Here is a 21,272-nt window from a genome sequence, read left to right on the forward strand (position 1 = left end):
ATATGTTGCTAATATTATGTGTTGAGAAGTTTACAACACTTGGCCGCACAAACGATTGACTAGCAAACCACTTGGTTCTTGCCGTTTTTCTTGGCTTGATAGAGCAACCGGTCAGTCCTTCTAATCCACGGTCCCAATGACTCGTTGGCTATGTGCATCGAAACACCCACAGAAATGGAAAAGTGAAAATTTTCCGTGTCGGAATGGACTTCTCGCTTCCTGATTTCTTCAAGCAAGGTCTGCATGATTCGTGGAGATACCTTGGAATTATTGCCGCTGACCAAAAATTCCTCGCCACCCCAGCGGCTGATAACGCAATCCTTGCAAATCTTTTTCATCTGGTTGGCGAGAATCATCAGAACCTGGTCGCCAACGTCGTGACCGTAGGTGTCGTTGATTTTCTTGAAGTTGTCTACATCGATCATGGCCAGCCACTGATTGGATGCCGCATTCTTATCGGCTAAAATCGGATCCAGTCTTGACATCATGTAGTATCTGTTGGCAAGCCCGGTCAGGGCGTCAAAATCAGCCTGCTTGATCAGCTTTTCTTCGGTCTTGATAATCAGTTTAGACGTTACCTGTGAGAAGCTGACCAAAAAGAAACACACCGCTCCCAGATTCATGCACAGAAACGCCAGCTTGACTGCCCCGCCGATCTGGTAGATTGGCCCTGCATAAACGGAATAGAGGGAGGAAACCATGCAGGAAATGACGATGAAAACCGAAAAGAGATTGGGCTTCGGATCGGGCTGCTTAAACTTCTTGGCCATGTACCGGATGTGGTAAATCAGGGGGATGGTGGACATGGCGTACAGCTGGAATCCGTAATCATAGCCGAGACATATGGTACAAATGAACATGTACAAGGTAAGCATGGTGTAGGTGGTCCATGTGACCTTGGTAAACTGTTTTTTGTGGATCCAGTAATAATGGAAAAAGTAGAAGCAGGCTACCGGGATGGAATAGTAGGCGAGGAACGTGGCGCCCATGAAGTAGTAAAAGGCCATCATCACGATGACCAGCACCGTAAGCACGGTGTTCACGACAAAGGCTGCCTTCTTAAGATCGTTTAGATTGGAAAGCATTAGACGACCACCTGGTTCTTGCCGTTTTCCTTGGCCTTGTACAAAAGCTTGTCGGCCCTGGTAACCCAGGTATCCAAGGTGTCGTTGGGTGTCTTATGGGTAACGCCGACCGAGATGGTAAAATGGATGTTACCGTGAGGGCTCTGTACAGAAACGCTCTCGACTTTTTTTACCAGATTTTCTAGAAGGGTCTGCGGATCTCCCTTGCCGCAAATCAAGAATTCCTCGCCGCCCCAGCGGCTGACTTCGCAGTCCTGGCAAACCTTGCGCAATGTTTCCGCCAACTTTTCAAGAACCCGGTCGCCGGTGGCGTGGCCGTACTTGTCGTTGATTTTCTTGAAGAAGTCGATGTCCAGCATGGCCACCCAGATGTTCTCGGAACTGTCGGTGGATTTGCTAGCCTGTCCGTCGGACTGTTCCTGGGATTCAAAGATTTCCTTCAGGTAGTTCTGCATCCTGTAACGGTTGGCAAGCCCGGTCAGGGCGTCAAAGTTAGCTTGCCTTCCCAGCATTATCTCAAAATCGATAATCTGGTTGATGGTGTTGCTAGAAAAGAAAATCAGGAAGTAGCACACAATGCAGATGTTCATCCCCAAAAAAATCAGGGGCGGTAGGCCGCCGATATGGTAGATGGGCCCCACCTTCACTGTGTACAGCGAAGAAATTAGGCTAGAAAGGAGGATGATGATGGAAAATCCGGCGGCCTTGGGGTCCCGCTGGTTGAATTTCTTGGAAATGTACTTCAGCTGGAAAATCAGGGGAATGGTGGACATGGTGTACAGCTGGAACCCGTAATCGTAGCCCAGGCATATGGTGCAAACGACCATGTACAAGGTGAGTAGGGCGTAGGTGCTCCAGGTGGATTCCACCATCCTGCGATTCCGGATCAGCAAGAAGTTGAAGGCGTATCCCAGGGCGATGAAGATGGAAAAGGTGACCAGGATATGGGCGCCGATGGCGTAGTAAATGACCATCATGATTAGCGTCAGGGCGATCATGAGGACGTTCATTCGGTTGGCGATTGTCTGGTTTTCTTGCAACCCTTTCTGGTTGGTGTCGGACACGATATGCATCTCCTTTCTTCTTGTAAAGAAAAGTAAATAAAAATGACGGAAAATGGAGATTTTTGGGGGCCTGCATAAAAAAAAGACCCGCCAAAGACGGGTCTTTTTAACAGTCTAACTGTTAATATGTGATGTTTATCAAACGCGAATGGTTTTCTGCGTTTTTGTTAATGCACGCCGTTGCCTTCGGGGACGTCGCAGGTGACAGCCTTGCCATCGATTTCCAGTGCGATGGGAGCAGCACCTTCGCCTGCGGTGCAGAACACTTCGCCGTTCTTGACGGAGAGAGCGATCTTGTCGAAATCCTTCAGCTTCAGTTCGCGAGGTTCGCTGGGCTGAACACCCTTGAACAGTGCGCGGTCACCGGGCTTTGCGCCTTCGGGTACGGCTACCAGGCGGCATTTGTGGGATTCTGCTTCCAGGTCGCCTGCGAAGAGCATGCCTGCGCTCATGATTCCGCGGAGGGGGGCCGGCTTCAGGTTTGCGAACAAGAGAATCATACGATCCTTAAGTTCGGATGCTTCGTAGCTAGCCTTGAGGCCGGAGCAAACGGTGCGGAGTTCGCCTTCGCCTGCGTCCACCTTCAGCACGTAGAGGGATGTTGCATCCGGATGGTCGGCCACTTCAACGATCTTTGCGGCGCGGAGGTCCATGGCGGCAGGAACGTCGGCTGCGGTCAGGGGCTTGTTCTGCTTGGGCTTCTGCTGCTGTTGCTGCTGCTGGGGCTTCACTTCTTCTTCGATGCGGGGGAACAGGGGCTTGCCTTCACCGAAAGCTTCGCCACCCTTCATCAGGCCCCAGACCAGGTCTTCAGCGCTTTCGAACTTGGTGCCCAGCATCTTGAGGCCTTCTTCAGCCTTGGTGGGGATCACCGGCCACAGCATGCAGAGGCTGAGGCGCACGGCTTCGGCTGCCACATAGAGAACGGTAGCCAGTTCATCCTTGAGGGCCGGGTCCTTGGCCAGCTTCCAGGGAGCCTTGATTTCAAAGTAGCGGTTGATGCTACGGACCAGACTCATGATATTTTCGATAGACTGGGAAAGACGTGCCTGGGGCAGGTCCTGCTTAATGTCTTCGATGACCTTCTTGGCCAAGTTCATTACGTCGTTGGCGGCGTCATCCATGACCACGGCTGCGGGGAGCTTGCCTTCGAAGTTGGTGAGCACCAGCTTGTGGACGCGGTTCAGAACGTTACCCAGGTCGTTTGCCAAGTCGGCGTTAATGCGACGGACAAAGGAATCGTGGGTGAAGTTGGCGTCCTGACCCACCACCATTTCGCGGGCCAGGTAGTAGCGGAAGGCGTCGTCGCCGTACTTTTCCATGTAGTCCATGGGCTTCACCACGTTACCGGCAGACTTACTCATCTTTTCGCCGCCGTTCACCAGCCACCAGCCGTGAGCCAGAATATGCTTGGGCAGAGGAATGTCCAGAGCCATGAGCATAGTGGGCCAGTACACGCTATGAGTGGTGAGGATGTCCTTACCGATCAGGTGGTAGGTAGCGGGCCAAATGGGAGTGCCATCGGCAAAAGTCTTGTGGAAGGCGGTGGAGGCGCTCACATAGTTCAGGAGAGCGTCGAACCACACGTAGGTCACGTAGTCGCCATCGAAAGGCAGAGGAATGCCCCAGCTAAGGCGAGCCTTCGGGCGGCTGATGCAAAGGTCGTTCAGCGGCTGACGGAGGAAGCCCAGGATTTCGTTACGACGGTAGTCGGGAACGATCCAGTCCGGATTCTGGTTCAAGTGGTCGATGAGCTGCTGCTGGTACTTGCTCATCTTGAAGAAGTAGTTCTTTTCCTTCAACCATTCCACCGGGCGGTGGCTAATGGGGTCGCACTTGTTTTCGTCCAGTTCGTCTTCGCCGAAGAAACGTTCTTCACCGACAGAGTACCAACCTTCGTATTCCTTGGAATAGATTTCGCCCTTGTCCCAGAGCTTCTGGAGGCATTCCTGAACGTAAGCCTTATGTTCGGGGTAGGTGGTACGGATAAAGAAGTCGTTGCAGATGCCCATCTTCTTCCAGAGATCTTCGAAGTGATGGTAGTATTCATCCACATGGGCCTGGGGGTCCACTTCGCGCTTGGCGGCAGCACGCTGCACCTTCTGGCCGTGTTCATCGGTACCGGTCAGGAAGAAGGTCTGGTAGCCAAGAATCTTGTGGAAACGAGTAAGAATGTCTGCAAGGACGGTGGTGTAGGAGTGCCCGATATGGGGGGCATCATTCACATAGTAAATCGGGGTAGTAACGTAAAAGTTCTTCATATGCGCCCAAATTTAAAAAAAGACCGGGGGCGTGGCCTCGGTCCTACTATAAAATTAGCTTTTTATAGTTGCTTAACCCATTAGAAAGTCAAGTCTACGCCAATACCCACCATCTGGTTTTCACGATCGTAGTTGTTCTTGCCGTAGGCTTCCTTGTCGCCCTTCCATTCGTAGTAGAAACTGTGGAAGTAGCCCAGGTTGATCTTCATCCAGTCGGTGGCCTTGAAGGCGATACCGCCGCCGTAGCTGTTGGCATCGACGTTCATGTTCATTTCGGTCAGGTACTTGTCGCTGACTCCAATGCGTGAGAACTGGGCGCCTGCGCTAAGAGTCAAGCGGGAGATGATATCCCATTCGAAGCCCACCAGCATTTCGTTGGTGCTTTCCAGGTACTTGTCACCACCGTTTGCGTAGTTGGCGGCGGCATCAAAGAACCTGTGGTAGCCAAGTGCGCCGCGAACGCCCTGCACGAATTCGAACTGGGCGCCCAGGGAAAGGTAGCTAGGCATGTCGGCATCGGTCTTTACGCCGTCTGCATAGTTGGGGAAGGAGGCGGCCAGCTGCTTGGGCATCTTCTTGGTGTCGTTTTCAAGTTCCATGCGGGTGCGGTATTCGAACTTGGCGGCGACAGTCAGGCGCTTGTAGCGTACGTCCATGCTGAGGATCGGGGTGACGCCGTAGCCGGTCTGGTCCACGTCCATTTCGGCTTCGCCCATGCCGAGTTTGGAAAGGTCTGCCTTGACCTTGTAGTTGTTGGTGGCGTAGTTGAAGCGGGCGCCTACGTAACCTGAAATGTAGTCGTTAAAACGGTAGGCGGAACCCAGGGTCCATCCGAAGATGTAGCTGGAACCTTCAAGTTCGGCGCTGCCGCCGATGTCGCTTAGCAGCATGCCCTTGGTAAGGGGATTACTGAGGGTGAATGCGTCAAACATGGGGAGTCCGTCATCGTAAGTGACGGTGCCGCCACCACCGGCGATGGTGAATGCGCCAGAAACGGTCACGTTGTTGTGGTGCCATGCGGCCAGGAAACTGGGCATGCTGGGCACGAAGGCTTCGCCTACATATTCCTTTTCGGCGCCGGTGGCGAAGGTGGTGTTGATGATTCGCTTCTGCCAGACGGTCTGGCTGTTCAAGGAGATGTTCCAGGTCTTCTGGAATTCGGTGGTTCCTGCCGGGTTGGTGTAGACGGCGTCCACATCGGTGGAGGCATCGCGGGCGATACCACGTACGAAATGGGCGGTCTGGTTGGTGTTATGGGTGAGGCCGCCTGCAAAACTGGGGGTAATGGCGCAAGGAATGGCCACGAGGACTGCCGCAAATAGCTTGGAGGTGCGGTTCATAAGGATGTTTCCTATGGTTGAAAAGTCGTTTTTGATGGTCAAAAACTCTCGCCAAAGATAGAAGAAACAGCTGATATTAATAATATAGAATGCTTATATAAATATTACGTAAGAAACAAAACACAGTTTCCGTGAAAAAAGTAAGAAACTGGCGTCAGGGTGTAAATTCGATACAAAGTGCCCCAAAAGTTCTTTTAACCGGCTTTGGTTCATTTCCCATCAGTATCTTGAAAATCTAGTTGCTAAATTTTTCGCTCTAATTGTTTTTCTAACTTGTCCTTTCGTGGATAAGATTAGAGATATTATTTCTGAAAATACTTTGATGGGGCAGCTGGTTACGCTGTTCTTGGTGATTGTGGCCATTATCATTCTGGTTTGGTCTTTCAATAAGGTGATCGGTCGTATGACCAAGCGTGGGCTGGACCCGGCGGCGGTGCCCCTGATAACGGACTTGTTCAGGTATTCCCTGTATGTAATAGGCCTTCTTGTAGGGCTGAATATTTTTGGCGTGAATACCAATGGAATTTTGGCCATGATCGGTGCCGCAAGCCTTGCCATTGGCCTTGCCCTTAAGGATACCCTGTCAAATGTGGCTTCGGGTATTTTGCTTTTGTTCCTTAACCCTTTCAAGGCTGGGGATTACATCGAATGCGGAAACGTCAAGGGTAAAATCGGTGGTATCGGGTTGTTTAATACGACCCTCAAGACGACGGATGGCCTGTATGTCTCTGCCCCGAACAGTTCCCTGTGGGGCGCTCCCATTGTGAATTTCAGCCGCAATAAGGTTCGCCGACTGGATTTGTCCGTTGGGGTCGCCTACGGCGCTTCCTTGGACGAGGTGTTTGATATTTTCCGCAAGATGGTCGCCGCAGAAGATCGTTTCCTGAAGGATCCTGCCTCCGCGATCTTCGTTGAGAATTTGGCCGACAGCAGCGTGAACGTTTCGGTACGCGTGTGGGTTCGTGCCAGTGATTTCCCGAGCCTTAAACGGGAATATCTCGAGAAGATAAAGAAATTGCTGGACGAAGGCAAGATTGAAATTCCCTTCCCCCAGCAAGTGGTTTACCTGAAACAGGATTGACTTTTACTCTAGACTACATTTCGTGGAGGTTGTAGCCTAGCATGACTCGGCCGCCGTTGTTGGCAAATCGGGAAATCTCGATGGTGATGGGATCGTTTGTGACGGTCTCGAATTCCACCATTTCGAAGGTGTTGCCGTAGGACATGGAACGGTAATATTTCTTGGAACCGTTTGCCTGGGGGACAGCAACACTCAGGTCCAGATCTTGCTGAATTCGACCGTTTGCAATCTGGTAAATGCCGGAGTTCAGCCAGGAAATGGCGAGCTTGTATTTTTTACCCTTGACCAGGTTCTTCTCGACGAACTTGATGGGTCCATTTTTGAAGAAGTCGTTGTTGTCGCCGATCCAATAGCGGGAACGGTTGCCCTTGATCATACCGCTGAAATTGGGACGGAACATGCCTACTTCAGACCCGCCTCCGTTATAGTTGTCCTTGGTGTAGCGGTTCCTGAGGATGTCGCTAAGGCCGGATGTGAGCAGCAAGGCCTTGACAACTTCGGGATGCCACTTGTAGAACGGATTCTTGGAAATCAGGTCGGTCACCATGGCTGCGGCCAGGGTGGGGGCGGCGCTGGGGTTGGCGGTAACGGCATCGTGGTCTACGAACTGGCCTGTCATAATCTGGGTCACCTTCTTATGACCGTTCAGGTACAGGTAGGTCATGGCGGAGATTTCGGGCTTGACATAGCTGTATCCGTTCTTGAAGTACGGGTTTACATCGTCGTGGGGGAGCATTTCGCCATTGTAGTATTGGTAGGGGGCTACGGAAATGGCGTTGTTGGCCAGGGCGAAGTTGTTCCTTTCGGACATGGTTGCGAAGTCGATGGTTCTGTTATGGTAGATGAAGTCGTCCAGGATGGCGGCTTCTTCGTCATAGGTCAGCTTGTAGGCTTCGTTATCCTTGAAGATGTAGCCGAAGTAGGAATAGTCGTGGACGCCGACGGCAAGGTCTTCGTTTCTGGGGCTATCGGGAAGATAGGTGTAGAAGTCCACGCTGTTGGCGCATGCGGCGTCAAAAAGGTACACGTTGGCAAAGGGGGCGATGTCCATGGCCAGAGTTACGTTGTAGGTTAGTTCCTCGGTCCTGTTGTAGCCGCGGCTCATGCTGAGGTTACATCCTGTCTTTTGCGTAAAGTTGACGTAACCGGGGAATGCCGTACCTTGGCTCATGAAGAACATTTTTGTGGCGACACCGACATAGCCGTTGTCATGGGCGTAGTTTCGAATGCCGTAGACGGAGTTCAGCCCGTTCTTGGTCATGTACATTTCGTTGTTGACCCTGTAGAAACTGCCCTGGTAATTGTACATGTCGGCACCGAATATGACGGAGTAGGGTGTGGTCTCGTAGGGATATATACCCCTGTAACGGACCTTGATCTGGGGCGTATCGTAGTCACCGACTACGGAAGTGTAGTGGTCTTCGAAGTCCTGGACCCTGGTCTTGAATTCGCTAAGGGGAATGTTGGAGCGTTCGTTGAAATCGAAACGATCCGCGTAACCGGTACTGTTGTCGTTGATGAAGGTGGCGACGACATATCTGCCCAGGCTGGGCTCCTGTTCATTGGGGTTGTAAAGGTCTGCCATGCTGTTGTACAGGCCGCTGTATCTGGTGGCCAGTGGCGTAGCTTCCTGGACTTTTGCCTTTTTCAGGAGGACGGGCTGCTTCTGGTTTGAACCCAGGGCTCGTCCTAGGACGTCCCTTTTGAGCCGTACTGTATTTTCGGAGGCGGAGGCGCACAGGGCCAACGAACCTACGACTACCATTGTTGTAAGTTTTTTCATCTTTGTTCCTTTGTTTGTTACCCTACACAAAAAGATGTGTAAAAACTAATAAATTATACAGTTGTTTCTTAACTTGTACTAAACTATACGTTGTTTTTGTTTACAACAAAGAAATAGAACTTCTGGATGGGCGCAGGATTTTTTGGGGGAAAAAGAAAAAGGCTTCTGGAGTGAACCAGAAACCTTTGAAAATACCCGGATCGCGATTCGAACGCGAGTCTGATCCTTAGGAGGGACCCGTTCTATCCAACTGAACTATCCAGGCAACAACTACGGCGGGGCCTTAGGCCTACTGCCATAAGCGCAACCAAATATAGTATAATTTTTTTGTGGGCGGGAGAAAATACTATCTTTTTGAACGTGAAGAAATCCTTTGTTGTTCTTATCGCGATTTTTGGCGTATTGCTCCTGCTACCCTTTACTGTGCAGACGGTGGTTGATTTTTGTGGTACCTCCGATGAAGAGGCTGATTCTTCTGTTTCTGGCGGTCCGCGGCTCTTGTCCTTTGACATTTTCAAGGATACTTTTTACGGGCCTTTCAGGCGTGAGGCTTCCATGGTGGATAACGCCCGCAAGTTGAAGGCTGCCTGGCATGACGCCCGTGAGAACGTTGCTGCCGGCTCCAATGAGGGGGAACTGTCCCAGAATCTGGAACCTGTGGTAAATGCCCTTTCGGATCTTGAATCTGCGACTTTTGCGGTAAATACTTATGCGCAGCTGGACACGGCTGACGATGACTACAAATTGCTCCGCCGTGCTGACACTCTGTTGTATGTTCTGGAAGATGAACCGGAACATTTCCCGGAACTGGATTCCTGTTTGCGCGTGATTACGGAACGCTTTAGTGATTTTTCTGTATTGCGCGCCTTGGATGGTATTAGACGTTATGGTGTCTGGAAGGGAAGCTATCTCAGGGCTTTCGAAAAAACTGTGGAAAATGAAAATGCCTTGGTTCTGGCCATTCGTCCCAAGTACCAGCTGACGGTGTGGAAACTGTTCAGTGAGCCGGGCGAGAAGGTGGTCCTGGGGAATAATCCAGCAGATCTTTCTTCTGACCCGTGGCTTTATTACCGCCAGGATGTGGAATTTCTGGTTCAGCCGTCTCCGTTTGATGAACGCGCAGCCAAGTTAGACGATCCCATTAAGGCAATCCAAAAATTTAGGGACCAACTGAAGGCCAAGGGTGTGGAACTTCTGGTGGTGGTGGTTCCTGGTAAACCTAGCATCTACCCGGAACGACTGACCGGAGATAATGATATTAAGCCTGTGATGGGTGGCGGCGACTATAGAGGTCATGGCAAGACCGTTCTGGACAGCCTTACTGCCCTGGGCTTCAATACGGTAGACCTTTACACTCCCTTGTGGGCGGCCAAGGCCAACGATGGTGAACTGGGTGCCCTGTACTTGAATGACGATACCCACTGGACTCCTCGAGGCGCGGAACTGGCTGCCTGGGAAATCCACACCAAGGTTCAGAAGATGGTGGAAGATAGTCTGGTTGATGTGGGACCGGAATCTATAGAGTATGATGTTCAGGATAGTGCCGCAGACCGTATGGGTGACATCGGAGAAATGAGCGGCCTGAACAAGTTCAATGTGTTTAAGTCCCAGAAGGTGATGGGCCATGTGGTTGTCCCATTCAAGGATGATTTCCGCAATGCGAAGATCCTGATTCTCGGGGACAGTTTCAGCCGAATTTACCAGACGGATTCCCCGGTGAATGCCGGCTGGATCGCACATTTCGCCAAGGACATGAAGCGTCCGGTGGCAAGCATTGTAAGCGATGGCGGTGCAAGTACCTTGGTCCGCGAAAAGCTGGCTCGTCGAGCTGGTGTGCTGAAGGGCAAGAAGCTCTTGATCTGGGAATTTGTGGAACGCGATCTGCGCTTTGGCGCAGAAGGCTGGAAGACGGTAGACTTTTAATCAAGGAAGTTGTGTATGGCAAGACGTGGAACTCCCACTCCGGGACAGGCAATTTTGGAAGGCATCGAATGGCTTAAGATGGACAAGGCTGAATTCGCCCGTCGCATCGGCGTGTCTATGGAAATGTTGGAAGCCCTGATTGCTGGAACCCAGCCCATTACTGCGGACCTGGCTTCTGCACTGGAATCTGTAACCGGCAGCCCCGCCGCCTACTGGAAAATGCTGGAAAGAAAATCAAAGAGCAGTGGTGAGCCATGAGTAATGAGCGGTGAGTTTAAGTAAGGCGCCTCCGGCGCGAATATTTAGCTCAAAGCTCGATGCTGATAACTCATATCTTATTTCTAAACGACTGGATCCTTCGACTACGGCCTTACTGGCCTTCGCTCAGGATGACTCCTCGTACCTCAAACCTCAAACCTCGTACCTGTCTTATGAATATTGTTGATGCTGTTTCTTATATGTGCGATTTGGCCAAGGGCCAGGCTCAGCAGTTTGATGTAATTGCTTCTACTTCCCATTCTGAAGGTCTGTCCGTTTTTCAGGGACAGGTACAGAATACAGAAATTTCTGACTCCGTCGGTCTCGGTGTCCGCGTGATCAAGGATGGCCATCCGGGTTATGCCTATACGGAACGTCTGACCAAGGAAGCGGTGGCGCAGACTTTGAAGGATGCTCTCTGTCATACTCAGTGGACGGAGTCCATCGATATCCAACTGCCCAAGCCTGTGGAAATGCCGGATGAATATCCCAACTACAACCCGGCCCTGGAATCCCTGAACTTGCAGCAGATGAAGGACTTCTGTATCGAACTAGAAAAAGAGACCTTCGCGAAGTCCAAGGAAATTGAAAATATTCCGTACCTGGGTGCGGATATGACCAGCGCCTCTTCTGTGATTGCCAATAGCGAAGGCGTATTCTACAAGGGTAAGTCCAACTCCGCTTCTGCGGGGGCTGGTGCCGTAGCTGTCCGCGATGGCGTCAAGAAACTTGGAAACTTCGTGAAGTCCGGTCGCGACTGGAAGCAGTTCAGTATCGATGAAATCGCGACGAAGACTGCTGACTATGCCACGGAACTTTTTGGTGCCAAGAAAATCGAGGGCGGCAAGATTCCCGTGGTGTTCTCGGAAAGAGTTTCTGCCCGCATTGTGGGAATGTATTGCTCCGCTTTCGAAGCCGAAGCCATGCAGAAGGGACAGTCCCGCCTGGCCGGCATGGAAGGTCAGATGGTGGCTGGCGAAAAGTTCTCCATCGTTAACGACCCTCAGGGCGAATTGTTCCAGCACAAGTACCGCTGCGACTCCGAAGGCTGTGTGGCCAAGCGTGTGGAAGTGGTAAAGAACGGCGTGTTCAACGAAGCCCTCTACAATCTTGAGACGGCGGCCAAGGCTGGCCGCGAGACCACCGGCAACGGCGCCCGCGATTTCGGCAGCAAGATGGGGACTTCCTTTAACAACTTGCTGGTTCCCGCAGGTGAACTGACTACGGCCGGTTTGCTGAAGCTGTTCCCCAAGTGTCTGCTGGTTGTTCGCCTGGAAGGTGGCTCCGGCTGTAACGCCATTAGCGGTGAACTGTCTATGGGCGCTCACGGTTTCTGGTGCGAAAATGGCGTCATCCAGCATCCAGTAGATGGCGTGACCCTCAGCGGCAACTTCTTTGACATCATGAAGAACGTGGTGGATGTGGGTAGCGAATACCGGGACCCCTTCGGAACCTACATGGTGCCGGCATTAGCCGTAAGCGAACTCAGCGTTAGCGTTTAAAAAAACGAGCCTGCGGGCTCGTTTTTTTTTAGTTATGAGTTATGAGCTGTGTGCAGTTAGCTAAAGTAAGGCGCCTTCGGCGCTATTATAATGACTCTTTGCTCAATGCTGAAAACTGATGGCTGAGTAGGGCGCTTCCGGCACGATTATCTAGCTCAAAGGAGCCGCAGGCTCCGCCCCCATCCCTCGTACCTCACACCTTTGCTTGCTTCTTCTGACGGTAGATCATTACGATCAGCCAGATGAGGCCGCTAAGGACCATGACGCTGCAAAGCGTCTGGCCTCGGCTCATGCCGAAGAGGTCGTTACGTCCAAGGTGTGCGTCAGACTTTCTGAAGAACTCGATGAAGAAGCGGAAGAGGCCGTAGCCCATCAGGTAGAGGCAGGGCATCTTGTCTTTGAGCAGCGGGATGCGCCTCAGGTTGTACAGGAGCACGAACAAGATAACACCCTCGAAGCACATTTCATAAAGCTGGCTGGGGTGGTGGAGGATAGGGTTGGCCAGTGAGCTGTCGTGGGCCAGGGGGAAGTACATGCCGATGGCGCTTGTCGTCACTTCACCGTAAAGTTCCCCGTTGATGAAGTTGCCCCAACGGCCCCAGGTATAGGCCAGGGGAGCTGCCAGGAAGCACAGGTTCAGGCCCTGCCAGACATCCATCTTGTTTCGCTTGAGACCGATAATGGTAAAGACGATGCCCAGGATGAGTCCGCCGTGGTAGCTCATGCCGGCGATACCGCTAAAGTGGTATCCCAGGGCGTCGTGGGTCATGGGCAGCAGGATTTCGGTGGGGTTGGCCAGGTAGTAGCCAGGCTTGTAGAAGATCACATAGCCCAGTCGTGCGCCCAGGATGATACCGGCGATAATCCAGGTGAACAGGCTGTCGAACTGGTCCTTGGTGTAGCCCAGCTTGTCCTTCTTGTTGATGTGCCACAGCGTAAGGTAGGCTGTGACGAAGGCGAAGATGTACATGATGCCGTACCAGCGCACCGGGAAGTTGCCAAGTTCAATGGCGGTACCGTCAAAGTAAGTGGGAATCAAGTTCCACCAAGATAAATCCATGTTGTTCTCCTATTTCTTCTTTCCGCCAGTGACGTACTGGTGGGCCCAATAATTGATTAGCATGCCGGCCACCTGGGTGGTGGGCTGGGGGCGCAAGCCCTGGTTGTCGTAAATCTGCAAAACTACGATGATGATCGCCTTGCTGGGGTCTTCCTTGCTTTCGGCGAATCCCATGAACCAGTCGTAGCGGCCCTTGGGGTCGGAACCGTCCAGGGAGCCTGTCTTGCCGCCGATGTTCAGGGCGTTATAGTTCTTGCGGGCCATGTGCCTGGTGGAGATGTTCTTGCGGGCGGTGCCGTGGGTCACGGAGCGGATCATGGCCTGACGGAGTCCGTAGTAGGTGTTTTCGCTGAACTTGTTCACGTCCAGGGCCAGGCGGGTCTTGGGGGCGTAGCCGTCGAGGTCCGGGGTGGTGGACCAGGGGATTTCAAGTGGCTTCTTCATGAGGATGGCGCGGACCTGCGCGGCGGCCTGTAGGGGCGACAGCGTGGTGGCTTCGGTGAAGCCACAGCTGGCTTCGGCTAGCCCGTAGCCAGTGTCCGGCGGCGTAAAGCTGGACCTGCCCGGAAGTCCTGCGGCGTAGTTCATGTTGTAACCCAGGTTGCGGGCGGCGGCCTTAAGCTTGCTTGCTCCCACGTTCATGCCGATGAGGGCCAGGGGCGGGTTGTAGGAATGGGCGTAGGCGTCCTGCATTTCTACGGTGGGGCCATGATAATTCTGGGGAACCCTGAGCTGGTTCTTGTAAAGATGGTGGGCGCGGCCGATGAGCGGGATCGAGGTGTTCAGGGCGTAGCGGTTGCTTTCCATGGCGGCGGCGATGGTGATTGTCTTTGCCAGGGAGGCGGCGGGGAAGGTGTTGCGGGGCAGGTAGTCCGGCTGGTTCTGGACAGCGTTGTTCTTGCGTTCGCCCCAGGCCATGATTTCGTTGCTCTTGGCGTCTACGATCAGGATGATGGCGTTTTCGGGCTTGAATCGACGGAGCAGGTTGTCGATCTTTTCGGCCATGAACACGTCTTTCTGGCTCTTGATGTGGGCGCTGTCGATGATTTCTACGGCAGGCGGGTTGGATGGGGCGATTTCTGCAGTTACCGCCATCTGTGTATTTTCGATGTCTTCGGCGGTGGGCCCTTCGAACATCTTTGCGGATTCAGACGGACCGGCTGCTTTTATCTCTTGCGCCTGATTGCCTGCGGCAACTTCTTCCTTGTTATAATCGTTAGCGGGCTCTGCCTGAGTTTCCACCTTTAACTCGGCGGCTTCCGCCCCGGAAATCTTGTCTTTATAGATACACGAACCGATGCCTGCGCAAATTCCAATGAAAACGAAGATGGCGATGGCGCGGTTCCTCATGCGGACTGCATAGGGGAGTCGGTTAGGTTCTTCGTAAGGTTTGATGGTCATTTAAACGTTCTTTACAAATATCGTTTTTCGGTAGTATTCCAGTTCGGCGATGCTTTCGCGGATGTCGTCCAGGGCCTGGTGCTTTTCCATCTTCTCGAATTCGGGGAGGTTGGGGTACCAGCGGAAGGTCAGTTCCTTGATGGAGCTGACGTCGACGTTTCGGTAGTTGAGCCATCCGGAGAGCTTGGGCATGTACTTGTAGAGGAATCGGCGGTCCTGGGTGATGGAGTTGCCGCAGAGTACGTTGCCCCGTTCCTGGGTAAAGGGCTTGATGAAGTCCAGTGTCATTTTTTCGGCGTCGGCTACGGTGATTTTCGATTTGCGGCAGCGGTCCACCAGGCCACTCTGGGTGTGGTGGCGGGTGTTCCAGGCGTCCATGCCTTCGAAGATGTTTTCGGTCTGATGAATTGCGATGACGGGGCCTTCGGCCAGGATCTTCAGGTTTCCGTCGGTCACGATGGTTGCCACTTCAAGGATTACATCCTTTTCTGGGTCCAGCCCGGACATTTCCAGGTCCATCCACACGAGGTTCGGCGCACTTTTAATTCTTACCATAGCGGGGGCAAATGTAGATTATTGTTTGTCAATGCTTTGGAAACGTTTTTAAAGGTGGCGTGGTTTTGGCGTGGTGACCGAAAATGGGGCTGCTTCAATCCTGATGTAAGATTTCTGTAAGTTTTTTATTATAATTTTTTCGCGGTCTCGCCAATGGTGTGACTTTAATCAACAAAATGAAATTTCTACATTTGGTAATAGTTAACTGACTCAAATCTTAACCTTTGGGAATATATGGAAGAAGTTGTAATCACTGGTATGGGCTGCGTTTCTGCCCTTGGTAACTCTCCCGACGTTCTTTGGGACAGCCTCCTCGCAGGTAAGTCCGGCATCACCCCGATCACTCGCTTTGATGCAACCAACTTTACCACCAAGTTCTCCGCTAGCGTGAACGAATTCGTTGCTGACGAATACTTCAGCTCTCGCGACCAGTCCCGCTACTCCCGTAGCATCCAGTATGCCGTTTACTCTGCATACAAGGCCCTGGCCGATGCAGGTGTCGATCCTGCTGCAGAAGATCCCAGCCGCGCCGGTGTGATCATCGGTTCCGGTATCGGTGGCATGAAGATTTACACCGACACTTGCGTTGCCTATGCAACTCGCGGTCCTAGCCGTGTGTCTCCGTTCTTCATTCCCATGGCTATCACCAATATGCCTGCCGGTGAAGTTTCTAACCGCATTGGCTGGATGGGCCCCTGCTTCGCAGTGACCTCCGCTTGCGCTACTTCCAACCACGCTATCGCTGCCGCCTACGACGCTATCCGTCTGGGCCGTGCCGACATCATGCTGGCTGGCGGTGCCGACGAAACCGTGAACGAAGTTGCTGTTGCCGGTTTCTGCTCCATGAAGGCTCTGTCCAAGCGTAACGACGATCCGACCACCGCTTCCCGCCCGTTCGACGTTGACCGCGACGGTTTCGTTATCGGTGAAGGTGCTGGCGTGCTCGTTCTCGAAAGCCTTTCTCACGCTCAGAAGCGTGGCGCAAAGATCCTCGCCCGCGTTGCCGGTGTTGGCATGAGCGCCGACGCTCACCACATGTCCGCTCCTCGTGAAGACGGTGAAGGCGTTCGCATGGCTATCGAAATGGCTCTCCGCGATGCTAAGATTTCTGCTTCCGACGTTGGCTACGTCAACACCCACGGTACTTCTACTCCGCTGGGCGACGTTGCTGAATGCTCCGCTCTCGAAAAGGTCTTCGGTCTCCGCGACACTCTGAAGATCAACTCTTCCAAGTGCATGATCGGTCACGCTCTCGGTGCTGCCGGTGCTCTCGAAGCAATCATCACCATCAAGTCTCTCCAGAACCAGATGATCCACGCTACCACCAACGTGTTCAACCAGGACGAACGTATCCACTTTGACGTTTGCGCCAACAAGAACACTGCTCATAGCTTCATGTACGCTATGTCCGATGGCTTCGGCTTCGGTGGCCACAACAGCGTCGTGCTCCTGGCTAAGGACTAATGAGACCGCTCGGCCTTTTGGCCCTTCGGCTCAAATCTGATTTTAGGAAACCTCTTGGCTTATGCCGAGAGGTTTTCTATTTTTGCAGCCCGATGAAAAGAGTGTTGAAATATATGCTTGCCGGTGTGCTGGCTGGAACTGGTGCGGCTCAGGCCGACAGCTTCCTTGGTCCCATGACCTGGCGAGATTCCACCTGGGATTACCGCTCCGAGGATCCTCAGGAAAATCACGAGTTCAGTGCCCTGAAGCTGACGGGCGTGGCCTCTACGACCCTGATCGCCTACGGTGCCGCCTACTGGCTTGTCTTTGACAAGGGCTGGTGGGGCGAGAACGGCAACGATTTCCACTTTGAAAACGATTTTGACTACGCCTTGAACCTGGACAAGCTGGGGCATTTTGCCTCGGGTGTGGCTCTGGGCGAATTCTTCTACGAAGGTTACCACTGGGCTGGTGTCTCGGAATTCTATTCCTACCTGTTCGCAGGTCTTTCTGCCATGTCCACCCATATCGCCATCGACATCAAGGACGGCTTCGCTCCCAGCTGGGGTTTCAGCATCTTTGACGTTCTGTCCGGGTCCCTTGGCGGTTTCTTGCCTATGGCAGAACGCTATGTTCCGCTGTTCAAGTATGTGGACCTCAAGTGGAGCTACTGGATCAATACCAAGGTTTACTACCGCCAGGACCACCAGGCTTCAGACGGCATCTTTACCGACGACTACGTGAACCAGACTTACTGGGCTAGCTTCAAGCCTTACCGCATGCTGCCCGCCGCAGCCCGCGCCTATTACCCCAGCTGGCTTGCCATTGCCGTGGGTCTCAGCATTGACGAGGGCGTCTTCATCAAGCATTACGAGGGAACGCCCCATCGCGAAGTCTACATCGCCCTGGACTACGACCTTGAAGCCTTCCGGCCCCAGAGTCGTCTGGCCCGCCAAATTGTGCGTTACTTGAACTACTTCAAGTTCCCGGCTCCCACGGTGCAGGTTTACCCCGAAGTCCACTGGTACCTGATGTACCCCATCAAGTTTTAAAAAAAAGCGGGGCGAATTTAGTTATTTATCCTTTGCATTGCAAAATGGGGAAAGAAATATATCTTTAGTTGCATGAATAAAATTTTCGTTCCCTTTCTTTGCTTCTTCCTGCCCACTTTAGCAATATCCGTGCCTGTCACGGGTTCTTTTACGGATTCTCGAGACGGTCAGACCTACAAAACCGTCAAAATTGGCTCAAAAACGTGGATGTCCCAGAATTTGAACTTTAAGTCCGAAGGGAGTGCCTGTTACGATAACAGTGACGAAAACTGTAAAAGGTACGGCAGACTGTATGCATTTTCATCCGCTGTAAAATCCTGCCCCCGAGGCTGGCATCTGCCCGATAACGACGAATGGACCATGTTCAAACGCTTTATCGAAGATAGCGACGGAAAGGAAGAAGCATGGGTCAGCCTAAAGTCCAGGGACAAATGGGACGGCTCCGACCGTTATGGTTTCGACGTGGTTCCGGCAGGGAAGGCTACGGATGAGTTTGTAGATCTGGGTGTGTCTGCCCATTTCTGGAGCGCTACCGAAGAAGATGGTGATGCCTTTGGTTGGCATCTGGCTCCTCCGGGGGACTTTTCCAGGGATTTCGATATCAGCACCAATATGTACTCGGTGCGTTGCCTACGCGATTAGCGTGAGCGTCCTTTTTACTTGAATTTGGCTGTGTAGGTGGCCCCGGCCGATGCGTAGACAAAACGGGGATTCTGGGTGGATCCATCTTCCCATTCTACGAAGATGCCGCCGTTTCCGCTGGCTGTCAACTTCATGGGGTGACCGTTAAAGAAATTGCCTGTGTAGCTCTGGCTGGGCAGGGCGATATCATCTAGCAGCACTGTTCCCAGTCCTGTGGCGCTGATGGTCATCTTCACCAGGGATTCAAGGCCAAATTCGTTCTGGAATTCCTGGATGACCTTGCTGTCCCTGCTGCGGGACCAGGTCTTGAGGCAGGAGCCCGTATATTCAAATCCGTTGTTGCAACTGTTGGTGTACCATAACTGAGCCCTGGGGAATTTATTCATATCGCGGGTAATATCGGAAATGGGCATGGTGGATACCATCTTGTCGACAGCGGTTTCAACCTTTGCGGAATTGACAAAACTGTTGTACAGGACGGCAGCCCTGTTTATGAAGGTGCGCCTGAAGTTCTCGTTCTTGATAATGTTGTTGTACAGGTTGTGGAAGCAGAGGCTGTTGCTGGACTTGTAGCAGGATCCGCTTGTGGTTCCGCCGTTCTTGATCCATGTAAATATGTTGGTGCTCTGGCCAAAACCGCTAACGTTCCAGGTCCAGTCAAAACCGTGGTCGATGTCGAAGGCCATGAACTTCCAGGGCTGTTCTACGGAGTGCCAGGCACGAAGGTTGTTGTTGGGCCAGTCTCCGTTGTGGTAGTAGATTTCTGCCGCCATGTAGTCAACGTAGCTGGCGATGTCCAGCATGGTTCCCAGGGTGATGTAGTTGGCGTCTATGGTCAGGTCGTTATTGACGGCGTAGTTCAGCATGCTGATGTAACCTTCGCTGGTACCACCGCTGGCGCTGATATCCGTGTTCGTATGCTTGATGACGTCCACGCCCTTGGAATCGATTCCGTAGTTGGTCTCTACGAAATGTTCGTTCAACTTTTCACGCATGTCGTGAATGCCGTAATAGACTCCGTTATAGAAAACCACCACCTGGCGAGAACGCTGGTAATCCACATGGGTCCCTTCCAGCAGGCTTACGGCCATGGGGTCTTCGATGTAGTCGCTGACAAAGCGGTTGCCGTTGTTGCGGAGGTTGAATGCCTTGAACTTTTTCTTTTCGGGGCGGGTGTCAAAAAGCGGGTACTTCAGACGGCCGTCCTGGTATTCCTTGCGCATGGCGATCGAAACGGATTTCTTGATCTGGTTTCGGCTCCAGCCGCCCATGATGGAAATCCCGGCGTCAATTTCGAAATCCTTCTGGGTGGAACGGCTGCCGTTGGCGAAGTATTCGACATGTACCGGGTACTCCACGTCTTCCCAGAACTTGGCGGAGTAACAGGGGTCCGGGGAGCACTTGGGGGCCGCGACGTAACCGTTGAAATATTCCGGAGCCACGCTGATGGCCACTACGGGCATCGAAATGGTTTCGTTGATAAAGTAGGTCTGGGTTTCCTTGGCGACGATGTCGTTACCGATAAATTCGTAGCAGCGAACGGCAGTTGTAGAAGAGATGTTCTTGTTGCTTGCCTGGGCCGTGGCACTGGTGGGTTCGGAACCGTCGTAAGTGCAACGGAACACACCGCCATTCTTCGGGGTAGGGGCGGTCAGGGTAAAGGCTGAGTAGAATCCTGCCGGCGGAAGGGCTGAGGCCGGAGTCTCGGTTTTCTGCGACGAGGAGCTTGCCTGTGATGCAGATGATTTTGGGACGTCAATAGAAGAACTGCTAACCGGTTTGACGGAACTGTCAGATGAATCCGTCTTACTGTCAGAAGATTTACCGCTGGCTATCGAACTGGAGGATGTCTTGAACAGAGACATGTCTGAACTGGACCTGAAAAGGTCGGAAGGAACATCGATGTCTACCGGATCGCCTAGAACACCGTCCTTGATGGAAACGGTAACGATTTCTTCGTAGTTTTCGCTAGAACAACTTGCGAATAGGAACGAGATAACCGCCAGTGACGGTATCAGGGAGAGAATGCTCTGGCGAAACTTTAAATGCATACATTTAATTTAATTAATCCCTCAGACAGCGGACTCCGGCTGTTGTGCCTTTATCGGCGTACGAGGGGGTAAGCGTCGTCAATTAATTATGAGGTATGAATTATGAGTTATGAGATTTAGCTACGCGGCGTAGCCGCCAAATTTTAACCTCGAAGCGAGCCCCGCGAGCGCCCTCGAACCTCGTGCCTCATCAACAATTTCTATCTTCTTTCTTTGGAGTGAACAAATGAATCGACTGTTACCTTTTGCCCTTGCCCTGTTCGCGGCAACCATGTTCTTTACCGCCTGCGGTGACGACGACAGCAGCTTCGTTGAACCGGAAAAGGAATCCTCGTCTAGCGAAATCCTGAGCAGCGGCGACGGGACCAGTGACGGCAATGGAGACAAATCTAGCAGCAGTGTCTCGTCCTCGTCGACGAACAGTTCGTCTTCTGCAAAATCAAGCTCGTCTACAGGAGACAAGAACAGTGGCGGTGAGTCTAACCCAGCCTCGTCAAGCGTTAAGTCGAGCAGCTCGGGAACGTCTGCGGACTCGTCGGCAGGGAATAGCAGTAGCTCTAGTAAAGCGAGAATCCCTTGCTCTGAAGAAGATGAAATGGCAACACTTAATGGAGTCAATGTTATCTGTCATGACGGCTATTGGGTTCCGGCCTCCTCCAGTTCGGCTGTGCCGACCAGCAGCTACTTCGACATGTCGAAGCAGTTCAACGAGAAGGTGTCTTACGGCGAGTTCACCGACCCGCGCGACGGGCAGAAGTATCGGACTGTGAC

16 protein-coding genes, 1 tRNA gene and 1 pseudogene are annotated in these 21,272 nt (G+C 52.5%); 8 read left to right on the top strand and 10 right to left on the bottom strand.

Annotation, left to right across the window (positions count from 1 at the left end):
• Positions 1-59: 59 nt before the first annotated feature.
• The 4 genes from BUB94_RS10000 to BUB94_RS10015 form a co-directional block, all read right to left on the bottom strand.
• On the bottom strand, positions 60-1,085 hold the full coding sequence (locus BUB94_RS10000; RefSeq protein ID WP_073236651.1) for a GGDEF domain-containing protein: 1,026 nt from the start codon (positions 1,083-1,085) through the stop codon (positions 60-62).
• Positions 1,085-2,158 (bottom strand): GGDEF domain-containing protein, encoded by a 1,074-nt coding sequence (locus BUB94_RS10005; protein ID WP_073236654.1) that lies wholly within the window; start codon positions 2,156-2,158, stop codon positions 1,085-1,087. Before BUB94_RS10005 ends, BUB94_RS10000 begins: the two co-directional genes overlap by 1 nt.
• Positions 2,159-2,316: 158 nt before the next feature.
• Positions 2,317-4,410: a methionine--tRNA ligase gene (gene metG, locus BUB94_RS10010; protein ID WP_073236657.1), complete on the bottom strand. Its 2,094-nt coding sequence runs from the start codon at positions 4,408-4,410 to the stop codon at positions 2,317-2,319.
• An 80-nt stretch (positions 4,411-4,490) separates the two neighbouring features.
• The gene (locus tag BUB94_RS10015; RefSeq protein ID WP_139260195.1) at positions 4,491-5,792 is read right to left on the bottom strand and encodes an OmpP1/FadL family transporter; all 1,302 of its coding nucleotides are present in this window, start codon (positions 5,790-5,792) and stop codon (positions 4,491-4,493) included.
• 241 nt (positions 5,793-6,033) lie between these two features.
• Here BUB94_RS10015 and BUB94_RS10020 point away from each other — a divergent pair, with 241 nt between their 5' ends.
• The gene (locus BUB94_RS10020; RefSeq protein ID WP_139260196.1) at positions 6,034-6,831 is read left to right on the top strand and encodes a mechanosensitive ion channel family protein; all 798 of its coding nucleotides are present in this window, start codon (positions 6,034-6,036) and stop codon (positions 6,829-6,831) included.
• 13 nt (positions 6,832-6,844) lie between these two features.
• On the opposite strand, the gene BUB94_RS10025 is transcribed toward BUB94_RS10020, so the two are convergent.
• Positions 6,845-8,614, bottom strand: coding sequence for a S8/S53 family peptidase (locus BUB94_RS10025; protein ID WP_139260197.1), 1,770 nt, complete (start codon positions 8,612-8,614; stop codon positions 6,845-6,847).
• Positions 8,615-8,806: 192 nt separating this feature from the next.
• A tRNA-Arg gene (locus tag BUB94_RS10030) sits at positions 8,807-8,879 on the bottom strand.
• Between the two features lie 95 nt (positions 8,880-8,974).
• Here BUB94_RS10030 and BUB94_RS10035 point away from each other — a divergent pair.
• The 3 genes from BUB94_RS10035 (at position 8,975) to BUB94_RS10045 (ending at position 12,297) form a co-directional block, all read left to right on the top strand.
• Positions 8,975-10,537: an alginate O-acetyltransferase AlgX-related protein gene (locus BUB94_RS10035; RefSeq protein WP_073236701.1), complete on the top strand. Its 1,563-nt coding sequence runs from the start codon at positions 8,975-8,977 to the stop codon at positions 10,535-10,537.
• Between the two features lie 15 nt (positions 10,538-10,552).
• Positions 10,553-10,795: a helix-turn-helix transcriptional regulator gene (locus BUB94_RS10040; protein ID WP_073160495.1), complete on the top strand. Its 243-nt coding sequence runs from the start codon at positions 10,553-10,555 to the stop codon at positions 10,793-10,795.
• Between the two features lie 173 nt (positions 10,796-10,968).
• The gene (locus BUB94_RS10045) at positions 10,969-12,297 is read left to right on the top strand and encodes a TldD/PmbA family protein (protein WP_073236669.1); all 1,329 of its coding nucleotides are present in this window, start codon (positions 10,969-10,971) and stop codon (positions 12,295-12,297) included.
• Between the two features lie 193 nt (positions 12,298-12,490).
• On the opposite strand, the gene lgt is transcribed toward BUB94_RS10045, so the two are convergent.
• The 3 genes from lgt to orn are packed head-to-tail and all read right to left on the bottom strand — an operon-like array spanning position 12,491 to position 15,304.
• Entirely contained in the window at positions 12,491-13,357 is an 867-nt protein-coding gene (lgt, locus tag BUB94_RS10050) for a prolipoprotein diacylglyceryl transferase (protein ID WP_073160499.1), read from the bottom strand.
• A 9-nt stretch (positions 13,358-13,366) separates the two neighbouring features.
• Entirely contained in the window at positions 13,367-14,758 is a 1,392-nt protein-coding gene (locus BUB94_RS10055) for a penicillin-binding transpeptidase domain-containing protein (RefSeq protein ID WP_073236672.1), read from the bottom strand.
• Complete coding sequence (gene orn, locus BUB94_RS10060) at positions 14,759-15,304, bottom strand: oligoribonuclease (RefSeq protein WP_073160531.1); 546 nt, start codon at positions 15,302-15,304, stop codon at positions 14,759-14,761.
• Positions 15,305-15,547: 243 nt separating this feature from the next.
• Between orn and fabF the strand changes: the two genes are divergently transcribed.
• The 3 genes from fabF to BUB94_RS10075 all read left to right on the top strand — a co-directional run bounded on the left by fabF (position 15,548) and on the right by BUB94_RS10075 (position 18,450).
• Positions 15,548-16,777 carry a beta-ketoacyl-ACP synthase II gene (gene fabF / locus BUB94_RS10065; protein WP_073236675.1) on the top strand — a complete coding sequence of 410 codons (1,230 nt, stop codon included), beginning with the start codon at positions 15,548-15,550 and terminating at the stop codon, positions 16,775-16,777.
• 92 nt (positions 16,778-16,869) lie between these two features.
• On the top strand, positions 16,870-17,808 hold the full coding sequence (locus BUB94_RS10070; protein ID WP_249269337.1) for a YfiM family protein: 939 nt from the start codon (positions 16,870-16,872) through the stop codon (positions 17,806-17,808).
• Positions 17,809-17,880: 72 nt separating this feature from the next.
• Entirely contained in the window at positions 17,881-18,450 is a 570-nt protein-coding gene (locus BUB94_RS10075) for a fibrobacter succinogenes major paralogous domain-containing protein (protein WP_073160505.1), read from the top strand.
• Positions 18,451-18,464: 14 nt separating this feature from the next.
• On the opposite strand, the gene BUB94_RS10080 is transcribed toward BUB94_RS10075, so the two are convergent.
• Positions 18,465-20,501, bottom strand: a complete 2,037-nt coding sequence (locus BUB94_RS10080; RefSeq protein WP_073236678.1) for a CotH kinase family protein — start codon at positions 20,499-20,501, stop codon at positions 18,465-18,467.
• 226 nt (positions 20,502-20,727) lie between these two features.
• Here BUB94_RS10080 and BUB94_RS16485 point away from each other — a divergent pair.
• Positions 20,728-21,272 (top strand): annotated as a pseudogene (locus BUB94_RS16485) (hypothetical protein); the annotation flags it as partial.

This window comes from Fibrobacter sp. UWH9, from assembly GCF_900129715.1.
In the GTDB taxonomy this organism is placed as follows: Bacteria; Fibrobacterota; Fibrobacteria; order Fibrobacterales; family Fibrobacteraceae; genus Fibrobacter.

What these genes read in the sequence shown, in the direction of transcription:
- BUB94_RS10000 (WP_073236651.1), bottom strand. Translation starts at nt 1,085, where the DNA reads ATGCTTTCCAATCTAAACGATCTTAAGAAGGCAGCCTTTGTCGTGAAC.
- BUB94_RS10070 (WP_249269337.1), top strand. Translation starts at nt 16,870, where the DNA reads ATGAAAAGAGTGTTGAAATATATGCTTGCCGGTGTGCTGGCTGGAACT.
- BUB94_RS10055 (WP_073236672.1), bottom strand. Translation starts at nt 14,758, where the DNA reads ATGACCATCAAACCTTACGAAGAACCTAACCGACTCCCCTATGCAGTC.
- BUB94_RS10080 (WP_073236678.1), bottom strand. Translation starts at nt 20,501, where the DNA reads ATGCATTTAAAGTTTCGCCAGAGCATTCTCTCCCTGATACCGTCACTG.
- BUB94_RS10075 (WP_073160505.1), top strand. Translation starts at nt 17,881, where the DNA reads ATGAATAAAATTTTCGTTCCCTTTCTTTGCTTCTTCCTGCCCACTTTA.
- BUB94_RS10005 (WP_073236654.1), bottom strand. Translation starts at nt 2,158, where the DNA reads ATGCATATCGTGTCCGACACCAACCAGAAAGGGTTGCAAGAAAACCAG.
- metG (WP_073236657.1), bottom strand. Translation starts at nt 4,410, where the DNA reads ATGAAGAACTTTTACGTTACTACCCCGATTTACTATGTGAATGATGCC.
- BUB94_RS10040 (WP_073160495.1), top strand. Translation starts at nt 10,553, where the DNA reads ATGGCAAGACGTGGAACTCCCACTCCGGGACAGGCAATTTTGGAAGGC.
- BUB94_RS10045 (WP_073236669.1), top strand. Translation starts at nt 10,969, where the DNA reads ATGAATATTGTTGATGCTGTTTCTTATATGTGCGATTTGGCCAAGGGC.
- BUB94_RS10025 (WP_139260197.1), bottom strand. Translation starts at nt 8,614, where the DNA reads ATGAAAAAACTTACAACAATGGTAGTCGTAGGTTCGTTGGCCCTGTGC.
- lgt (WP_073160499.1), bottom strand. Translation starts at nt 13,357, where the DNA reads ATGGATTTATCTTGGTGGAACTTGATTCCCACTTACTTTGACGGTACC.
- fabF (WP_073236675.1), top strand. Translation starts at nt 15,548, where the DNA reads ATGGAAGAAGTTGTAATCACTGGTATGGGCTGCGTTTCTGCCCTTGGT.